Below are 14,871 nucleotides of genomic sequence, written 5' to 3'. Positions count from 1 at the left end.
GCCCCGCTCAGCAGTTGCTGAGCGGGGCCGCTTCTTCTGTCTGTGCCTCAGACCTACGCTTCCGAGCCCGACGAGCTCGCCGAGCGAGCCGGAGGCTCCACCGGAGCGATGTCGGCCGCCGTCGCCCCGCGAGGCTGCGGCGCCTGCTTCAGGGCCGCCTCCCGTGAGTGCGCCCGCAGATAGCCCACCACCGTGTTCGTCACGGCCACCAGCGGTACGGCCACCACCGCGCCGCCGATCCCGCCGACGAGGCCACCCGCGGCCACGGAGAGCACGACGGCCAGGGGATGCACCCGTACCGCACGCCCGAGGATGAACGGCTGGAGGATGTGGCCCTCGATCTGCTGCACCGCGAGGACCACGACCAGGGTCATCACGCCGGTGAAGACGCCCTGGGTCACCAGGCCGACCACCACCGCGAGCGCGCCCGAAACCACGGCGCCCACGAGCGGGATGAACGCGAACAGGAAGATGAAGACGGCCAGCGGAACAGCCATCGGCACCCCGAGGAAGTAGATCCCGAGGCCGATGAAGATCGCGTCGATCAGAGCCACTATCACCGTGCCGCGCACATAGGCCGTCAGCGTGCGCCACGCACGCGGACCCGCCCCCGCGATGCCGGGCCGCGCGGGCGCCGGGACCAGCTTCAGGAACCACTGCCAGATGCGCTTGCCGTCGTACAGCAGGAACAGCGTCGAGAACATCGCGAGCAGGATGCCGGTCATGGCCTCCACGATCACGGTGACCCCTTCGAGCCCCGCCGACGTCAGCTCCTCCGTGTTCGCCCCGACCGCATCGCGCAGGCTCTTGGCGATGTCGTTGATCTGGTCCTCGGTGACGTGGAACGGGCTGGTGAGCAGCCAGTTGCGCAGGTCGTCGATGCCGTTCTGGACCTGGCTGGAGAGCGTGTCCGCGTTCTCCATGACCTGCCAGACGACGAACCAGCCGACCAGACCCATGATGATGAAGCCCGATACGGCCGTGACAGCCGTCGCGAGCCCCCGCGGCAGTCCGAGCCGCTTGAGCCTGACCACGGTCGGCTGGAGCATCGCGGTGATGAGCAGCGCGGCCACGAAGGCGAAGACGACGAGTTGCACGGCGGTGATGACCTTCATCAACACCCAGAGCGTGCCCGCGAGTACGAGAAGACGCCATCCCGCCTCGGCCGCCACCCGCATCCCCCACGGCACCGCCGAGACGGGGTCGGGCGGTGCCGCTACGGCCGGCGCGTACGCGGGCGGGGCGGGCACGACCTCCGGATCGACGTCGGTGGCCTCGTGGGCCGCCGCGTCCCCCTCGGCGGCAACGTCATCGGCGGCCGACCGCCGTGACGTTTTGGCACCGTCCTCCACATCGGAATAGGGCTCGTCGTGCTGCCCCATCCGCTCACCCATCTGAGACAGACCGGCACCAAGCCTGCCGATCCACTCTGGCACTCGCGACATGATCCGTCCTCTTCCCCCGTCTTGCCCCACCACTCCCCCCTGGAAGTTGTCGGGATGACCGTACACGGCAAAGACCCCCCACCGAAGGACGGTGAGGGGCCCATGAAGGTTGAGCGATCAGCGGCTCAGTACCAGTTGTTCGCCTGCCAGAAGTCCCATGCTCCGCACGGGCTTCCGTAGCGGTCGTTCATGTAGCCCAGACCCCACTTGATCTGCGTGGCGGGGTTCGTCTGCCAGTCGGCTCCGGCCGAGGACATCTTGGAGCCGGGCAGCGCCTGGACGAGACCGTAGGCGCCCGAGGAGGCGTTGCTGGCCTTGTAGTTCCAGGTGGACTCGTGGTTGACGATGTTGCTGAAGCACTGGAACTGGTCACCGGGGACCATCTGCCGTGCCATCGCCTGGACCTGCGAGACGGAGTAGGAGGACTGCTTGGCGAAGTCGCCGGCGTCACGCGTGGAGGAACGGCTGGCCTTGGTCTCGGCCTGCTCCTCGCGCTCCTTCTTGGCTGCCGCCTTGTCGGCGGCCTCCTGCTTCTCCGCCTTCGCCGCGGCCTTCTGCTTCGCGATGGCCGACTCCGCGGCCTGCTTACGCGCTGCTTCAGCCGCTGACTTCTTCGCAGCCGTGTCGGCAGCCATGGCCTGTGCGTCGGCCTGCTGCGTCAGGGACGCGGTCTGTACCTGGGCCTGCTGACCCGCGGGGATGTCTGCGAGGAGCGTCGCTTCGCTCGCCGTCGCCTCGAAGTCGTTGTCGTTCGAGGCGCCCGGGGTGCTGCCCGAGGCGACACCAACAACAGCGCCGACGGTGGTGACCGCGGTGGCGGATGCCACGGCGAATCCCCGGACCGAAATCCGGCTCACACGGTTTCCTTCCAGCATCGCCCGCATAGGTGACCTCGCGGACGCAATCGTGCCCCTGGACGCTGGCCTCCGCTTGGTTCTCGGTCACGGGAGGCACGGGCCCGGTGGGCAACCCCCGTGAAGGGAGTGCCGCGTGGTGCTTCGGGCGGCATGCGACGGCCACTATGAAGTTCTGGTGTTTCTGAGTTGCGGTACCGCTGGGGGTACAGGTGTGTCGCATGCGGGGCCTGACAGGACCCAGACTCTGCCCCAGCCGGAGGCCGCAAGGCAATTCTCCGTGCCGTGTGAAAGCTCACACCTTGTTTGCCCCAGGAGTTTTTCGGAAAAGGGCGGACGCGACGACGCCGCCCGGCTAGGCTCCTTCGCTTCGCCGGGCGGCGCCAACTACCGTACAAGCAGGGTGAACTGGCTCAGATCTGTCCGTCCTCCAGCATTTCGGTCACGAGCGCCGCGATCTGCGAACGCTCGGAGCGGGTGAGCGTGACGTGGGCGAAGAGCGGATGGCCCTTCAGCTTCTCGACCACGGCAACTACCCCGTCGTACCGCCCCACTCGAAGGTTGTCGCGCTGGGCGACGTCGTGGGTGAGGACGACTCGGGAGTTCGCCCCGATCCTGGACAGAACGGTCAAAAGAACGTTTCGCTCCAGGGATTGGGCCTCGTCCACGATCACGAACGCGTCATGCAACGAGCGCCCGCGGATATGGGTGAGCGGGAGCACTTCGAGCATCCCGCGCGCCGTCACCTCCTCGATGACCGCCTTGCCCGCCACCGAGCCGAGCGTGTCGAAGACCGCCTGCGCCCAGGGACCCATCTTCTCGGCCTCGGTGCCGGGCAGATAGCCGAGCTCCTGCCCGCCCACCGCGTACAGCGGCCTGAAGACCATCACCTTCTGGTGCTGTCGGCGCTCCAGGACGGCTTCGAGCCCCGCGCAGAGCGCGAGAGCCGACTTGCCGGTACCCGCCCGGCCACCCATCGAGATGATGCCGATGTCCGGGTCGAGCAGCAGATCGAGCGCGATGCGCTGCTCCGCACTCCTCCCCTTGAGGCCGAAGGCCTCGCGATCGCCGCGTACGAGACGGACGTTGCCCTCGGCCGTGACACGGCCCAGCGCCTTGCCCTTCTCGGACTGGATGGTGAGGCCCGTGTGAACGGGCAGGTCGGCCGCTTCCGGCACATGCAGGGTGTCTTCCTCGAAGAGGAGGTCCACCTGTTCCCCGGAGAGGGTCAGTTCGGACATTCCGGTCCAGCCGGAGTCCGTGATGGCGAGCTCGGCCCGATACTCCTCTGCGAGAAGACCGACCGAGGACGCCTTGATCCTCAGAGGCAGATCCTTCGACACGACAGTGACGTCGTATCCCTCTGCCTGGAGGTTGCGCGCGACGGCGAGAATCCGTGAGTCGTTGTCCCCCAACCGGTAGCCGGCCGGGAGCACGCCGGGATCGGAGTGGTTGAGCTCGACGCGCAGCGTGCCGCCCAGATCGCCGATCGGGATCGGCGCGTCCAGGCGACCGTGCCGGACCCGGCAGTCGTCCAGCAGGCGCAGGGCCTGCCGGGCGAAGTAGCCGAGCTCCGGATGGTGCCGCTTCGCCTCGAGCTCCGTGACCACGACGACGGGCAGCACTACTTCGTGCTCGTCGAAGCGGTACATGGAATTCGGGTCAGCGAGCAGAACGCTGGTGTCGAGAACATAGGTGCGCCTGTCGGGCATGCGGCGCTTTGTGCTGGTCACCACGGAAGGACGTACCCCCTCGGATGAGGTCGGGGAGCGACGGGAAGGATGCCGGGAGAAGTCCGGACCGGTCTCGTGCCGCAGTGCGCGGGCCGAGCTCCGGCCCTCCACTTCGCCCGTACTCACCGCACGGTCGTCCTGGTGCAAAGGGCCTCCCGGGCGGACGGCCCCATGCCGCCCGCTGAGATACGACATCCGTGAATCGGATGTCGACCTGGAAGGCTTATTCCCTCGAACACGCGCAGCCATGCCAGGGCATATGACGGCGCGTCCGTGAACTCTGGGTTACTCACGCCTCACCGACATGAGCACCGCACGGACACCTCGTGGGTGTCAGCCGCCGTAGCGCCGGTGCCGGGCCGCGTAATCACGCAGCGCACGAAGGAAATCGACCTTGCGGAAGGCCGGCCAGAAAACTTCGCAGAAGTAGTACTCGGAGTGGGCCGACTGCCAGAGCATGAAGCCTGACAGGCGCTGCTCACCACTCGTTCGGATCACAAGGTCGGGGTCCGGCTGGCCGCGTGTGTAGAGGTGCTTGGAGATCAGATCCACGTCGACGGCCTCGGCGACGTCCTCCAGGCTCGTGCCCTTGTCCGCGTGGTCCAGGATCAGCGAGCGGACCGCGTCGGCGATCTCCTGCCGGCCGCCGTACCCGACGGCCACGTTGACCAGTATCCCGGCGTTGCCGTGGGTGGACTGCTCGGCCTCCTTGAGGACGGCCTGGGTGCGGTCGGGCAGCAGGTCCTTCGTGCCCACGTGGTGCACGCGCCAGCGGCCGTCGGCGGCGAGGCCGCGGACCGTGTCCTCGATGATGCCGAGGAGCGGGATCAGCTCCTGCTCGGGGCGGTCGAGGTTGTCCGTGGAGAGCATCCAGAGAGTGACGACCTCGACGTCCGTCTCGGCGCACCAGCCGAGGAACTCCTCGATCTTGTACGCACCCGCCTGGTGTCCCTGTTCGGTGGTCCCGCCGGACGCCTTGGCCCAGCGCCTGTTGCCGTCGAGGATGACCCCGATGTGCTTGGGCACCTGGTCGTGGTCGAGGCGGCCTTCCACCCGGCGTGCGTAAAGTCCGTACACCAGGTCGCGCAGGTTCACTTCTGTCAGCCCCTCCATGCAGATGGCAGTCCCCGAAGGCGAAAGCCTACCGCTGTGAGGGCATGCCTCTGCTCTCGGGTGAGCGGGCCTCCGCTCTCGCGATGATCCGGAGCCGGGCATAAGAAGATCCGGAGCTGAAGTAGCTTCGTACCCATGAACGACACGTCTCTGTACCAAGCGGCAGCCGACCGTTACGACGCCATGGAGTACCGGCGCACGGGCCGCAGCGGCCTGAAGCTCCCCGCCGTCTCCCTCGGCCTGTGGCACAACTTCGGTGACGACAAGTCCCTGACGAGCCAGCGCGCGATCCTGCGCCGCGCCTTCGACCTGGGCGTCACGCACTTCGACCTGGCGAACAACTACGGGCCGCCTGCCGGTTCCGCCGAGCTCAACTTCGGCAAGCTGTTCGCGCAGGACTTCGCCCCGTACCGCGATGAACTGGTCCTCTCGACCAAGGCGGGCTACCTCATGCACCCCGGCCCGTACGGCGAGTGGGGTTCGCGCAAGTACCTGCTCTCGTCCCTCGACGCCTCGCTGAAGCGGATGGGCGTCGACTACGTCGACATCTTCTACTCGCACCGCTTCGACCCCAACACCCCGCTGGAGGAGACGATGGGCGCGCTCGCGTCCGCCGTCCAGCAGGGCAAGGCGCTGTACGTGGGCGTCTCCTCGTACAACAGCGAGCAGACCGCCGAAGCGGCGCGGCTGCTGCGGGAGATGGGCGTTCCCGCCCTCATCCACCAGCCCTCGTACTCGATGATCAACCGCTGGACCGAGGACGACGGCCTGCTCGACACCCTCGAGGGTGCGGGCATGGGCTGCATCTCGTTCGTGCCGCTCGCACAGGGTTTGCTGACGAATAAGTACCTCAAGGGCATCCCGGAGGGTTCGCGCGCCACACAGGGCAAGTCGCTCGACCCCGACCTCCTGAGCGACGAGGTCGTGCGCCGGCTCAACGGCCTGAACGACATCGCGGCCCGCCGCGACCAGTCGCTCGCGCAACTGGCGCTCAACTGGGTCCTGCGCGACGAGCGGATGACCTCCGCGCTCATCGGCGCCTCCAGCGTGAAGCAGCTCGAGGAGAACGTGGCGGCGCTCGCCGGTCCGAAACTCACGGACGAGGAGCTCACCGAGATCGACGCGTACGCGGTCTCCACGCCCGGCACCAATATCTGGGCCGGGCGGAACTGACGGTCACTTCCCTGTAGACGATCGCGTCCCCTATATAGGCGACTACATAGGCGACGCGTATTCAGGGGACGTGCCTAGTGGGTGCGCGGGCGCTTGAACCAGGCGCCCGCGACACCCTGGGAGAGCAGGATGACCGAGGCGATCGAGCCGAGCAGGCCAAGGAAGCCGCCCGGGTTTCCGGAGGCGAGGCCGCCGAGCCCGAAGGCGATCTGCACGCTCATCAGGACGATGCAGGTCACGCGGACGCCGTTACCCGCGTTCTTGAACGTGAAGGCAAAGCCACCGGCCACCAGGAGGCACAGGTTCACGCCTGCGGCCGCTCCGGCCGTCTGCGGATCACCGGTGGCCGCAACCCCGATCGTGCCGAGCAGGACGAGTCCGCTGAGGACCCAGACGACTATCTGTGCGGCGCGGACGACGCCGGGCATGCCCTGCGGGACGACAGGCCCGTATCCGTATCCGTATCCGTACCCGTACGCGGGATCCTGCGCCGGGCCGGGGTAACCGGGAAGGCCCGACGGGGGGTTGGCCGGATGAGCCGGGTTGGCCGGATTGGCCTGCGGGTCATGGGGTGGCGGGGGGAACTGGTTCGACATGTCCCTGACCATATCCGGAGGCTTCAGCTCCGTGAGGGGCTGGTCGTGGCGCGGACGGTGTGGGGTCCGGCGTCCGGGCACAAAAATCGGGCCGGTCCATGGGGGGGAGATGGACCGGCCCGAGGGGGGGTTTCCACCATAACCCTTCGTAAGTGATGCTGCGCGCATCGGCGCTCGACAACTACTCTCCGAAACCGACTGACAACTCCGGGACCCTGTTCTCCCAACGGATTTCGGCCCCGGTGACAAATTCCGGCCCCACACGGGCTGTAGCCCATAGGAGGGACGGGGTACGGGTGCCCGCTTGACGAGCCGGGCGGGCGGGCCGCTAGCTTCGGCTCGCATGGCGACGCTTCTGCTCCCGACCGGCCGGACGATCCCCCTGGAGATCGCGGAGTCCGCCGGTGCGCGGCGACGCGGACTGCTCGGCAGGGACGGGGTGACCGGGGCGCTGCTCCTGAGCCCGGCGAACAGCGTGCACACGGTACGGATGCGGTTCGCCATCGACGTGGCGTACCTGGACCGGGAGCTGCGGGTGCTGTCCGTGCGGACGATGCGCCCAGGGCGGATCGGGCGGCCACGGCTGCGGGCCCGGCATGTCCTGGAGGCGGAGGCCGGGGTGATGGCCGGGTGGGGCGTGCGCCGGGGTGCGCGGGTGGAGATGCGGGCCGGCGATCCGGATGACCCAGTGAGCTCCGACGGGAGGGATTGAGGGCGAGCGGAGTCGCGCAGTCCCCTCCACCGCGCGACGCCGCACACGTGACTGGATTTGCTCACGCGAATTCGCCTTGGTCTGAACTTACGTGATGTGCGCGCCCGGATCGAGCGGGTCTCGATAACGATGCGGAATCAACGCAACCCATTTGGGGATCACTTGGGGCGGCAAGGGATCACTTGGCTAACGATCGACGAGGCACGCAACCACGCACCAGGTTTCCCCGTCAGGCATTGCCCGCACGCGCTTTACCGTTACGCGCTTACCGTCAGGCGGCCGTGCCTTCCTTCTTGCACTCGCGGTTGGCCACCAGCTGCTCCATGTGCTCGTCGCCCCACACGCCCAGCGGAATCAGCGCCTCGTTCAGGGACTGGCCGAGGGGGGTCAGCGAGTACTCGACCTTGGGCGGCACCTCCCGGTACACCTCGCGGTGCACGATGCCGTCGGACTCCAGCTCGCGCAGCTGCTGGATGAGCACCTTCTCGCTGATTCCGGTGATGTGCCGCCGGAGCTCGCCGAAACGGAGCGTCCTGCCCGCGTAGAGCGCCCAAAGGATCATCGGCTTCCACTTGCCGCCGACGACATCAACGGCGGCGTCGAGCCCGCAGACGTACAGCTGCTTGCCCTCCTTGCCGCCCTCCCCCGCACCGCTCCCCTTGCCGCTCTCCGAATTGCCCTCCGAATTGCCCTCCGTGCCGTGCTTCGGCATGGTCCACTCCCTCGTGTCCGCAGAGCCACTTACCCGATCGACAGTACTGAAGAAGACCTACGATGAGCGCCCCTGCCACTGTCATGTGGGGTGCTGCCAACGCCCGGCGTCAGGCATCAAGAACCACGGACACCCCGCCCCGGCGCGGCGCGCCTAGCGCTTCCGGGCGTCGAACAGATGCCGGCTGCTGTGGGCCACGAAGGGCCCCTCCGCCTCGATCTGCTCGTGCAGCTCCCGCAGCCGCGCCCCGTACCTCTCCACAGAGAAGTCCGGCACCATCCACACCACCTTCCGCAGGAAGTGGACGACGGCTCCGATGTCGTAGAACTCGATCCGCAGCCGCTCGGCCCGCAGGTCGACGATCTCCAGGCCCGCCGCCTCCGCCTCGGCCCGCTCGCCGTCGGGATGGCGTCCGTTCCGTACCGAATCGGGCTGGGCCCCGAGGAAGTACTCGACGACCTCGAAGACGCTGGCGGGACCCACGTGCTGGGCGAAGTACGACCCCCCGGGACGCAGCACGCGCGCGATCTCGTCGAAATTCGCCTTCACCGGATGCCTGCTGGTGACCAGGTCGAACGCTTCCGCCGCGAACGGCAACGGCGCGTCCTCCGGCGAGGCCACGACCACCGCACCCCGTGGATGCAGCAGCCCGGTGGCCTTGACGACGTTCGGCGGCCACCCCTCCGTGGCGACGGCGAGCGGCGGCAGCGCGGGCGCGGAGGCGAGGACTTCGCCGCCGCCGGTCTGGATGTCGAGAGACGCGGTGGCGTGCCCGAGGCGCTCCCCCATGGCGTGGGCGTACCGCCAGGAGGGCCGCTCCTCCGTGGCCCTCCCCTCGAACCAGGAAAAGTCCCAGCCCTCGGTCGGGGCCGACTCCGCTTCCGTCACAAGTGCGTCGAAACTGCTCATGGAGCGATCTTCGCACCGCACGGCGCGCGATTCACGTCGATTACTCGGGGGGTAATGGCCACCGCCACCGCAGAAGGAAAGGATCAAGGCAAGCCACACAGGCCAGACCGAAAGGGACCCCATGTCCTCAACCACGGCAACGCACACCCGCTCCGTAGTGGAGGACCTGCTGGGCCGCATCGGCGAGGGTGACCCCGAGCGCATCGCCGCGCTGTACGCAGATGACGCGGACTGGAAGCTGAGCTGGCCGGAGGCCGAGCACGGCCGCACCACCACCCCATGGATCCGCCACCGCGCCACTCGCGCCGACGCCGCCGCCCACTACCGGGAGCTCGCCGAGCATCACGTGGCCGGGGAAGCCGCGACGCAGATCGAACACATCCTCGTGGACGGCGCCCACGCCGTCGTACTGGGCGAGATCCGCCAGACCGCCCGCTCGACGGCCACGCCCTACCGGGCCCGATTCGCGATGCACCTCACGGTGGAGGACGGACTCATCACTCGCCATCACGTGTACGAGGACAGCCTCGCGGTGACGCAGGCTTTTGAGGGCGGGTAAATCGCGGGCGGGGCAGCCGAGTTCACGATTACCGTGGCCGAGATGAGCGAAAACGATCTTATGCAGCTGCATCTGCCGCTGCGGCTGCGTCCCGTTCGCGAGGATGATCTCGACCTGCTCGACCGGTTCCTCACCGATCCGGAGGCCTGCGGGGAGTTCCAGTGGCAGGGCTGGCGGGACCCCCGCACCTTTCGGCGACGCTGGGACAAGGACGGCATGCTCGGCGACGACCGAGGCCATCGAGCTCGCCGTGGAGATCGTCTCGCCGTCCTCGGTGGAGAACGACTACGTTCTCAAGCCCCGCGCCTACGCAGTCGCGGGTATCCCGGCAAGCCTTGTCCTCGACCCTTACACCCGCGCCTGGACCCTCTTCACGGACCCCGCTCCAACCGGCTACCGCGAGCGCGCTTCCGGCCACTACGGCAAGACGGTCACCATCGAAGCCGGCGAGCGCACTCTGAGCGTGGACACGGCCCCCCTGCCATCCGCCAAGGAATGGCAGCTGCGGGACGCGTGGCCCGCGCACCGTACCTCCGCCGCCCACTGCTGAGTCGAGGCCCTTGAGTCGGCCTCGTGGTCAGTCCTGGCTCCCGGAGGGGGCCGTTCCCGTGTCCGCGCTGGAACCCCTCGGGAAGGACACCTCGACTCGGCGGTTCTTCTTGCGGCCCTCCTCAGAGCCGTTGTCCGCGATCGGATAGTCCTCGCTGTAGCCGCGTACCGAGTACGTGACCTCGGGGCCCAGATAGCCGGCCATCTTGTCGTGCACGGCCTCCGCGCGTTCGCGCGACAGCTTCTTGCCGTGGCTGTACGAGCCCAGATCGTCCGTGAAGCCGAACACCCTTACGTTCGTCGCCTTTTGGGCCTTCGCCTCCTCGGCGATCGCCTTGATCCGCGCGTTCGCCTCCGGGTTCAGCTTGGGACTGTCCTTGGCGAACAGCACCTCCGCCTGCAGCGCGAACTTCACGTCCGTGTTGGTGTCCTCGCGGCGTTCCTCGCCGCCGAGGTCTTCGACCACGGACTTGATGTCGAGCACCTTCGCCGGAGCCAGCGTCGCTCCGTCGGCCAGCTTCAGCCCCGGGCTGTTGGAGTCGACTTCCTGGGGTGGGGTCGTGGTCGTACTGCCGGGGGGTGCGCTGGGGTCGTCGTCGTCCGCGAAAGCGGGGGTGCCTGTCAGGAGGACCAGGGCCGTGAGGGTGGCGGTTGCTGTGGCGAGGGTGCGGGTTCGGGTTCGGGTGCGTGGTCGTGGGTGGGCCATGAGTCACTCGCCCTCAGAGATCTCGATGGAGGCGGGAGGCATGGCGCCTACCTGGAAGTCGACCTTCCTCGTCTCAGCCGGAGGCGAGGGGAATTGGGCGTACCAGTCGGCGGACTGGCCCGCCGCCACCCCACCCCCGTCGAACTTAGTGCAGAGGCAGCGCCCTTCCGTATCACGAAGGACGAGGTACTTCTTCTTGCCCTCTTGATCAACGAGAGCCGCTCCTGCCAGGGAGGCTCCGTTCTTGCGCAACTCCTGCTCATCACCACGCCAGTTGTCGGCGATCCAGAACTTTCCGCCCCCGTTCTTGATCTGACCGCTGATGGTCAGGAAGCCGCCCTCATCACGGTCAGCAGAGGTGACGGTGAGCGATACACCATCACCACCTCGCACCTCGGCCAACACCTGCTCCTTGGGCGTTGCTTGGGAATCATCTTTGTTCCCGCCATCCTTACTGTCCTTTGCGGGCTTGGAGGAGGAACTGCCGCCTTCCGACTTGGGCTTGTCGTCCCCTCCACCTCCACAGCCGGCCACCATGAGGACCAGCCCAGTAGTGATCGCCACAGCGGTCATTGCCCTGCGGGTCTTTATGGTGCGCCGAGTGTTCATCGGTACAGCTTCCTTCTTTCGTCGAACGCTCATCAGTCGGCCAGGTGAACGGAGAAGAGAACAGATGCGTCCGGGAGATCATCCAGCTCGAAGTCATCCGGATCGATCTCGAAAGAATCGCCGCCGTCGCAGTCGAATTCCACAGCCTTCTCCGGGTCGGCCGAAGGAGCAACATCGCAGCGCGGTTTAATGATCGCCGTGGCTTCGGCCTGGGCATGCTGGGACTCCGTGCCCGGAATGATCGAGTCACCCACCGTGTAGTTGGTCTCGATCTTCGCCCGGAAACCCGGATAGCCGTTCACCTCGGTCGGCCCAAAGCTGATGACGGAGGAGTCGTTGTCCGCTGCCAGCGCCTGCGCCGCGCCTTCGGCGCCATCACCGGTGAACTTGTCTCCCCCCAGCCAGTCGAGCCATTCATCACCCTCGCCAATGGATCCCCCCAGCCCATCAACGAGTTCGCCCCTGGCGTCCTGCGCTGCGGCCAACGCCGCCGCGTCAGCCGCTGATTGTGCGCCATTGCGCGCTGATGCGGCCTGGGCGAACGCAAAGAAGGCAAACGCAACGAAGAGCAGAATCCCCGTCATCCAGATATAGATGGGGAGAGTCTGCCCTCGGTCACTCTGCAGAGCCCGCGGAATCAACCGCCTGTGACGTCGGTAACCGCGTCCCGAATCGCACCGGAGATCATGCCGTCCAGGCCGATCTGATCGATCAACGTAAAGATCCCCGCGATCAAAATCATCAACCCCGCATACTCCACAAACCCAGCCCCCGCATCCCGTTCCCTCCCCCGAACCCGGGAAGCCACGGTTACGGTCCAGTCGACCCAGACTCTGAGTACGCGATCTTTCAGCACGATGGCCCCTTCTCTCCCACCCGGTACACGAACCGCCGGCGCAATCAATTCCGACGCGGCTGTCGTCATAGGCAACGTACGCGAGATCACGTGACCCATCAGCCACTCTCCGCAACCAATGCCGTTTGAGACGCGCAAGTTGGCGAGTTCCCTTCCCCGGTGGCGAGGTCATCACGCACCCCGGAGGCATGCGGCAGAGATCCGTGACCGGGCGGTCGGTGACTCGATGCGTTCCACGACTTCCCCTCCCGTGAATACCGTGAACTCGCCTTTTGCAAAGGTCAGTTGAGTGATCAGCATCCGGTTGGGGCCACCCCCCGGGTTAGAGCACCCTTCCCACCCTCCGAGTGACTGTCCCACATTGGGTTGCAGCCGCGAAGTGTTTTCGCTGAGTGGCTTGATACCGGCTCCCGCCGCGAGACTCACCGCACCGCTCACAGCAACCCTCACTTCCCCAGGATCGAGCCGAAGTCCGAACCCGAGCCGAGGAACATGCCCGCCGCGATCAGGATCATCGTGGCGGGAAGCATGAAGACCAGCGTCACCATTGTTGCCTTGGGGATCGTCTTGGCCGCCCTGCGGCGCGAGTTCTGGGCGTCCGTGCGCCGCATGTCCGTCGCCAGTTGGATGAGCGTGTCCGCGATGGGCGAGCCCAGTTCCTCGCCCTGCTGGAGCGCCGAGACGAACTGCGACACCTGCTCCGACGCGTTCCTGCGGCGCAGTTCGTCGAACGCCTGGCGGCGGCTGACCCCCATGTCCATCTGGCGCAACGTGATCCTCAACTCGTCCGCCCAGGGGCCCTCGTAGCGTTCCGCCACCCGATCCAGCGCCTGTCGGAAGCCGAGGCCCGCCGATACCACCACCGCGAGTACGTCCAGGAAATCCGGCAGCGTGCGGTCGATGACCTCGCGGCGATCCCGTATCGCCTGCCAGATCAGCGCGTCCGCCGCCGTCACCCCGAAGGCGAAAGTGAGGAGGCCGAAGAGCGGGGAGCCGTTCGAGAGGAAGACCAGGCCCATCACGATGCCGAACAGGCCGTAGACCGCCCGGCGTGCCGCGTAGCGGTCTATCGTCAGGCCTCCCGGGTTGCCCGCCATGTCGATCCTGCGGCGCTTGGCGTCCACCCGTTTGGGGCCCATCAGGCGCAGGACGAGCGGTGCGAAGCGCATGCCCAGGCGGTCCACCGCCGAGCCCGCCGTCGAGACGCGCGTGGCGCCTATCTCCAGGGCTATCGCCAGGTCCGAGGGGAGTTTCGCCTCCGCGCGGTACATGCGTACGCCTTGGCAGACGCCCGCCACGGCGAGTCCCATCACCACTGCAAGAGCCAGTGCCAGCAACGTAACTCCCCCCTCACACTTCGATCTTGCCCAGGCGTCTGATCACGAAGAAGCCCACCCCGTACAGGCCCAGCGAGATCAGGATCAGCATCTGACCCACCGGCGACCCCGTCACCCTCGCCAGTGCGCCCTCATTGGAGGAATTGATCAGGAGTAGCGAGCCGAGGCCCAGTAGCGGGACCGTGAACGCCGTCGCGTGGACCTCCGAGAGCATCGTGCGGACCTCCCTGCGGGTCTCCTTCCGGTCCTCCAGGGTCTGCGTGAGGTTCCTGAGGGAGTTCACCACCGAGCCGCCCGCCTTGTTGGAGAGGACCAGGGTCGTCACGAGGACTATCAGTTCGCGGGACGGGAGGCGTTCCGCCAGTTCGCCCAACGTGTCGTCGATCGAGCGGCCCATCGTCAACTGGTCCGCCACCATCGACAGTTCCTCGCCCGCCGGGGCCTCCAGTTCCTCTGCCGCCATCGCCAGTGATGTGCGTAGCGCAAGTCCCGCCGCCGTCGCGTTCGCCAGGATGCGTGCCACGTCCGGGAGTTGGTTGATGAATGCTTCGATTCGCTTCTGGCGTTGCCAGTTGAGGAACACCACCGCGCTCCATATCGCCACGATTCCCGCGATCGGGCCGAAGAACGGGGCCAGGGTCGCCGCCGCCATCAGCCAGAGCGCGGCGACGACCGCCACGACGTAGACGAAGAACTCGCCCGCCGTCAGGTCGAGTCCCGTCGCCGAGAGGCGCAGGTGGATGGAGCGGCCGAGGCGCGTGCGGCGCAGGCGGCGGTCCACGGCCGAGAAGCGGCGGCCACGGCCCACGGGGTCGCCCTTGCCGGGGCCGATCGACAGGCGGTCGACCAGTGCCTGGCGCTGGGCCCTACCCGACGCGTACGCGTGGATTCCCGCTACGGCGAGCGTGCCCGTCAGGATCGTGGCGCCGAGGGCCAGGAGGGCGGCTTGGTTCTCCATCAGACGGTGGTCTCTCTCGTACGCGCCCTCGTGCTCGTGCTCATGCTCGT

17 protein-coding genes are annotated in these 14,871 nt (G+C 67.3%); 4 read left to right on the top strand and 13 right to left on the bottom strand.

What is annotated here, in order from left to right:
- Positions 1-53 precede the first annotated feature (53 nt).
- From ACWFRJ_RS39225 to ACWFRJ_RS39210, 4 genes are all read right to left on the bottom strand, one after another.
- Positions 54-1,445, bottom strand: coding sequence for an AI-2E family transporter (locus ACWFRJ_RS39225; RefSeq protein WP_453542571.1), 1,392 nt, complete (start codon positions 1,443-1,445; stop codon positions 54-56).
- 125 nt (positions 1,446-1,570) lie between these two features.
- Complete coding sequence (locus tag ACWFRJ_RS39220) at positions 1,571-2,302, bottom strand: aggregation-promoting factor C-terminal-like domain-containing protein (protein WP_453542569.1); 732 nt, start codon at positions 2,300-2,302, stop codon at positions 1,571-1,573.
- Between the two features lie 410 nt (positions 2,303-2,712).
- The gene (locus ACWFRJ_RS39215; RefSeq protein ID WP_453542566.1) at positions 2,713-4,035 is read right to left on the bottom strand and encodes a PhoH family protein; all 1,323 of its coding nucleotides are present in this window, start codon (positions 4,033-4,035) and stop codon (positions 2,713-2,715) included.
- A gap of 330 nt (positions 4,036-4,365) precedes the next feature.
- Positions 4,366-5,127: an isoprenyl transferase gene (locus ACWFRJ_RS39210; protein ID WP_389904425.1), complete on the bottom strand. Its 762-nt coding sequence runs from the start codon at positions 5,125-5,127 to the stop codon at positions 4,366-4,368.
- A gap of 153 nt (positions 5,128-5,280) precedes the next feature.
- Between ACWFRJ_RS39210 and mgrA the strand changes: the two genes are divergently transcribed.
- The gene (gene mgrA, locus ACWFRJ_RS39205) at positions 5,281-6,318 is read left to right on the top strand and encodes an L-glyceraldehyde 3-phosphate reductase (protein WP_453542563.1); all 1,038 of its coding nucleotides are present in this window, start codon (positions 5,281-5,283) and stop codon (positions 6,316-6,318) included.
- A 74-nt stretch (positions 6,319-6,392) separates the two neighbouring features.
- On the opposite strand, the gene ACWFRJ_RS39200 is transcribed toward mgrA, so the two are convergent.
- Positions 6,393-6,914, bottom strand: coding sequence for a DUF3824 domain-containing protein (locus ACWFRJ_RS39200; protein WP_453542560.1), 522 nt, complete (start codon positions 6,912-6,914; stop codon positions 6,393-6,395).
- A gap of 343 nt (positions 6,915-7,257) precedes the next feature.
- On the opposite strand from ACWFRJ_RS39200, the gene ACWFRJ_RS39195 reads away from it, so the two are divergent.
- The gene (locus ACWFRJ_RS39195; RefSeq protein ID WP_453542557.1) at positions 7,258-7,626 is read left to right on the top strand and encodes a DUF192 domain-containing protein; all 369 of its coding nucleotides are present in this window, start codon (positions 7,258-7,260) and stop codon (positions 7,624-7,626) included.
- A 271-nt stretch (positions 7,627-7,897) separates the two neighbouring features.
- Here ACWFRJ_RS39195 and ACWFRJ_RS39190 read toward each other — a convergent pair whose 3' ends face one another.
- Together ACWFRJ_RS39190 and ACWFRJ_RS39185 are read right to left on the bottom strand one after the other, a co-directional pair.
- Positions 7,898-8,338, bottom strand: a complete 441-nt coding sequence (locus ACWFRJ_RS39190) for a winged helix-turn-helix transcriptional regulator (RefSeq protein ID WP_453542554.1) — start codon at positions 8,336-8,338, stop codon at positions 7,898-7,900.
- A 153-nt stretch (positions 8,339-8,491) separates the two neighbouring features.
- Positions 8,492-9,247, bottom strand: coding sequence for a class I SAM-dependent methyltransferase (locus tag ACWFRJ_RS39185; protein ID WP_453542551.1), 756 nt, complete (start codon positions 9,245-9,247; stop codon positions 8,492-8,494).
- Positions 9,248-9,368: 121 nt separating this feature from the next.
- Here ACWFRJ_RS39185 and ACWFRJ_RS39180 point away from each other — a divergent pair, with 121 nt between their 5' ends.
- Positions 9,369-9,806: a nuclear transport factor 2 family protein gene (locus ACWFRJ_RS39180; RefSeq protein WP_453542548.1), complete on the top strand. Its 438-nt coding sequence runs from the start codon at positions 9,369-9,371 to the stop codon at positions 9,804-9,806.
- Positions 9,807-10,056: 250 nt separating this feature from the next.
- A complete protein-coding gene (locus ACWFRJ_RS39175) occupies positions 10,057-10,356 on the top strand; it encodes a Uma2 family endonuclease (RefSeq protein WP_453542546.1) in 300 nt (99 codons plus the stop codon).
- Positions 10,357-10,383: 27 nt separating this feature from the next.
- On the opposite strand, the gene ACWFRJ_RS39170 is transcribed toward ACWFRJ_RS39175, so the two are convergent.
- From ACWFRJ_RS39170 to ACWFRJ_RS39145, 6 genes are all read right to left on the bottom strand, one after another.
- Complete coding sequence (locus tag ACWFRJ_RS39170; RefSeq protein WP_453542543.1) at positions 10,384-11,061, bottom strand: OmpA family protein; 678 nt, start codon at positions 11,059-11,061, stop codon at positions 10,384-10,386.
- Positions 11,062-11,064: 3 nt separating this feature from the next.
- Positions 11,065-11,670 carry a hypothetical protein gene (locus ACWFRJ_RS39165; RefSeq protein WP_453542540.1) on the bottom strand — a complete coding sequence of 202 codons (606 nt, stop codon included), beginning with the start codon at positions 11,668-11,670 and terminating at the stop codon, positions 11,065-11,067.
- A gap of 32 nt (positions 11,671-11,702) precedes the next feature.
- Entirely contained in the window at positions 11,703-12,311 is a 609-nt protein-coding gene (locus ACWFRJ_RS39160; RefSeq protein ID WP_453542537.1) for a pilus assembly protein TadG-related protein, read from the bottom strand.
- Positions 12,308-12,625 (bottom strand): hypothetical protein, encoded by a 318-nt coding sequence (locus ACWFRJ_RS39155; protein WP_453542603.1) that lies wholly within the window; start codon positions 12,623-12,625, stop codon positions 12,308-12,310. The genes ACWFRJ_RS39160 and ACWFRJ_RS39155 overlap by 4 nt, the downstream gene beginning before the upstream one ends.
- Before the next feature lie 347 nt (positions 12,626-12,972).
- A complete protein-coding gene (locus ACWFRJ_RS39150; RefSeq protein ID WP_453542534.1) occupies positions 12,973-13,863 on the bottom strand; it encodes a DUF5936 domain-containing protein in 891 nt (296 codons plus the stop codon).
- Between the two features lie 13 nt (positions 13,864-13,876).
- Positions 13,877-14,821 (bottom strand): type II secretion system F family protein, encoded by a 945-nt coding sequence (locus ACWFRJ_RS39145; RefSeq protein ID WP_453542531.1) that lies wholly within the window; start codon positions 14,819-14,821, stop codon positions 13,877-13,879.
- Between the last annotated feature and the right edge of the window lie 50 nt (positions 14,822-14,871).

Source organism: Streptomyces sp. NPDC055239 (assembly GCF_053606205.1).
Note: the sequence above shows the minus strand (reverse complement) of the source record. Positions and strands in the feature narration are given on the sequence as shown.

Bases quoted from the DNA above. Each gene is read 5' to 3' on its own strand.
- ACWFRJ_RS39225 (WP_453542571.1), bottom strand. From the start codon at position 1,445: ATGTCGCGAGTGCCAGAGTGGATCGGCAGGCTTGGTGCCGGTCTGTCT.
- mgrA (WP_453542563.1), top strand. From the start codon at position 5,281: ATGAACGACACGTCTCTGTACCAAGCGGCAGCCGACCGTTACGACGCC.
- ACWFRJ_RS39200 (WP_453542560.1), bottom strand. From the start codon at position 6,914: ATGTCGAACCAGTTCCCCCCGCCACCCCATGACCCGCAGGCCAATCCG.
- ACWFRJ_RS39195 (WP_453542557.1), top strand. From the start codon at position 7,258: ATGGCGACGCTTCTGCTCCCGACCGGCCGGACGATCCCCCTGGAGATC.
- ACWFRJ_RS39190 (WP_453542554.1), bottom strand. From the start codon at position 8,338: ATGCCGAAGCACGGCACGGAGGGCAATTCGGAGGGCAATTCGGAGAGC.
- ACWFRJ_RS39185 (WP_453542551.1), bottom strand. From the start codon at position 9,247: ATGAGCAGTTTCGACGCACTTGTGACGGAAGCGGAGTCGGCCCCGACC.
- ACWFRJ_RS39180 (WP_453542548.1), top strand. From the start codon at position 9,369: ATGTCCTCAACCACGGCAACGCACACCCGCTCCGTAGTGGAGGACCTG.
- ACWFRJ_RS39170 (WP_453542543.1), bottom strand. From the start codon at position 11,061: ATGGCCCACCCACGACCACGCACCCGAACCCGAACCCGCACCCTCGCC.
- ACWFRJ_RS39165 (WP_453542540.1), bottom strand. From the start codon at position 11,670: ATGAACACTCGGCGCACCATAAAGACCCGCAGGGCAATGACCGCTGTG.
- ACWFRJ_RS39155 (WP_453542603.1), bottom strand. From the start codon at position 12,625: ATGGGTCACGTGATCTCGCGTACGTTGCCTATGACGACAGCCGCGTCG.
- ACWFRJ_RS39145 (WP_453542531.1), bottom strand. From the start codon at position 14,821: ATGGAGAACCAAGCCGCCCTCCTGGCCCTCGGCGCCACGATCCTGACG.